Genomic DNA, 2,559 nt, shown 5'->3' on the forward strand with positions numbered 1-2,559 from the left:
GCTGGCACAAGGCCGACCGCATGGGCGTGAGCGTGGCCGTGGCCTACGACAGCCGCGCCGACGACTTTTTTTCCTACAGTCAGGACGAACTGCCGGCGCTGTTTGAACGCATGCGGGCTGCGGGCCTTGTGGTGGGTTTCAACAGTCTGCGTTTTGACTATGCCGTGCTGACGCCCTTTGCGCCGTTTGACCTGCGCGGCCTGCCGACTCTGGACCTTTTGCAGCGGGTAAAGGAGCGGCTGAGCTACCGCATATCGCTGGACAACCTCGGTCAGGCCACCCTGAATGAGCCTAAAAGCGCCGACGGCCTGCAGGCCCTGCGCTGGTGGAAAGAGGGCAAGGTGGACGAGATCGCCGCCTATTGCCGCAAGGATGTGGATATGACCCGCCGCCTCTACCTCTACGGCCTTGAGCACGGGCATCTGCTCTTCACCAACAAGGCGGGCGCGCGCGTGCGCGTTCCCGTCAGCTTTGCGCCCCGGCAGGCCGGACATGGAAATACTTGAGGAACTGGGCGAGAGCCAGGCAGTCAGCGCCTGAAACCGCCCCTTCTTCAAGACGCCGCCCCGGCCTGGCCCAAGACACCGCCCGGCGGTCAAAACCAAGGCAGCGAGAGCACTTCAGGGCCAGATACCGTAAAAAACACTGTTGCTCCGACAAAGGCAGAACCCCGGCCTTGCCGGGGTTCTGCGTATCCTGCCTGTATATATCTGCCTGCACATCTGGGCGTTAGAGCAATTTAACTTTTAAATTGCTCGGACGGCTGCGTGAGCAGACGTTCGCTACGGAGGCGTAAGCGCAGTTTATCTGCGCGGTTAAACGCCGAAGTGAGCGTGCCTTAAACTTTGAGAATGTATATTCTCAAAGTTAATCTGCTCTAGAGCATTTTACCTTTGAAAAAGTGTAAATGCTCTACATCTAGACAGTGTCGTCACGAGCGCGCACAATGTGGCGTGGATTCAGCTGAAAATCACATTTTCCGGCTGAATGAAAACTTTGAAATGTGAAGTAGTTCAAAGTTAATCTGCTCTGGACTGCCGGTGAACCTGCCAATGTGGCCCCTGTACGGACGCTTGGGCTTCTGGCGGCTGCATGGCCGGATTATTTGAGTTTTTTCAGGGTTTTTTCCATACCTTCGGGCAAGGGGTAGCAGTGCTCTTCACCGGGAAAAGCCCCCACCCGCACCTCGCGGATATAGGCTTCGATGGCGTCACGCAGGGCCATGTCCACAGAGCCGAAATACTTTACAAAACGTGGCAGCGGCCGGGCATTGAGGCCCGCCATGTCCTGCCAGACCAGCACCTGACCATCGCAGTCGGCCCCTGCGCCGATGCCGATGACAGGTATGGCAAGTTCCTTGGTAATACGGGCCGCCAGCGGGGCGGGAACGCACTCAAGCACCAGGGCAAAGGCTCCGGCCTCCTGAAGGGCGCGGGCGTCGTCCAGAAGTTTTTGGGCCGCTGCCGGGGTTTTGCCCTGCATCTTGAAGCCGCCCAGGGCGTTTACGGACTGGGGCGTAAGGCCAAGATGCCCCATGACAGGAATGGAAGCCCGCACAATGGCCCTGACCTCATCGCAAAATTCCGCACCGCCCTCCAGCTTGACGGCCTGGGCGCGCCCTTCCGTCACCAGCCTTCCGGCATTGCGCACGGCCTCGTCAACCCCGGTATGATAGCTCATATAGGGCATATCGCAGATAACAAGAGCCTGCTCCGCGCCGCGCGCCACAGCGGCGCTGTGGCGTACCATATCGTCCACGGTGACACCCAGCGTGTCCTCATGCCCCAGCATGACCATGCCGAGAGAATCCCCGACCAGCAGAGCGTTAACCCCGACGGCGTCCATGACGCGGGCCGTGCTGTAGTCATAGGCGGTAAGCACCGCAAGTTTGCCCTGCCCTTTGGCGGCGCGAAAGGTGACCACAGTGTTCTTCATTTTTTGCTCCTTGTAAAAAATCATGCCTTGATGCAGAGAGCGCCGGGACTGACGTCAGCATCGGGTCTGACCCGAATACCGGGGCTGGCAAGTAACGGGGCTGGCGCAAACCCCGGATGCACCATAAACGCCACAAGACCCCGCCGGCCACGCCAACCTCCAGGCGGCAGACAAGACGCTTCCGCTCAGGCTCCGTCAGGGCCAGTATTGGCCGCCTGGGCCAGCCCCATAAGCAGATGCGTCAGCTTGGCAGCCGTAAAATTGCAGTGGTGCAGCCCCTGTATGGGCGCCAGTTCCACCACATCAAACCCCACCACCCTGCGCCCGGCCATGCAGCGTTCAAGAATGAAATGGGCCTCGCGCCAACTTATGCCCCCCGGCGAAGGGGTGCCGGTGGCAGGCATGAGCGAGGCGTCAAATGCGTCCACATCAAAGGTCACATAAATGCGCCGGGGAAAATCCTCGGGCAGGGGCTGCTCGGGCAGACCCACCCGAGCCATGAAATAGGCGTCGTAATGCGTGACGTTGTGCGTCTTGCGCACCTCGGCCTCTTCACGGCAAAAGTCGCGCACGCCAAACTGCGCCAGCGGCAAGCCAAGGTCGGCCACGGCACGGTGCATGACG

The 2,559-nt window shown here is 60.1% G+C and carries 2 protein-coding genes and 1 pseudogene; 1 reads left to right on the forward strand and 2 read right to left on the reverse strand.

Going from position 1 to position 2,559, the window contains the following annotated elements:
• Positions 1 to 506: pseudogene (locus V6C07_RS10875) on the forward strand (ribonuclease H-like domain-containing protein); the annotation flags it as partial.
• Positions 507 to 1,101: 595 nt separating this feature from the next.
• On the opposite strand, the gene panB reads toward V6C07_RS10875, so the two are convergent.
• Together panB and V6C07_RS10885 are read right to left on the reverse strand one after the other, a co-directional pair.
• Positions 1,102 to 1,935, reverse strand: coding sequence for a 3-methyl-2-oxobutanoate hydroxymethyltransferase (panB, locus tag V6C07_RS10880; RefSeq protein ID WP_333536505.1), 834 nt, complete (start codon positions 1,933 to 1,935; stop codon positions 1,102 to 1,104).
• Positions 1,936 to 2,120: 185 nt separating this feature from the next.
• Positions 2,121 to 2,559, reverse strand: a 439-nt coding sequence (locus tag V6C07_RS10885) for an arginase family protein (protein WP_333536507.1), incomplete at its 5' end; no start/stop codon positions are given.

This window comes from Desulfovibrio sp. 1214_IL3152, assembly GCF_036763055.1.
Lineage (GTDB): Bacteria > Desulfobacterota > Desulfovibrionia > Desulfovibrionales > Desulfovibrionaceae > Desulfovibrio.

Excerpts from the sequence above, each read along its gene's own strand:
- panB (WP_333536505.1), bottom strand. The coding sequence starts at position 1,935 with ATGAAGAACACTGTGGTCACCTTTCGCGCCGCCAAAGGGCAGGGCAAA.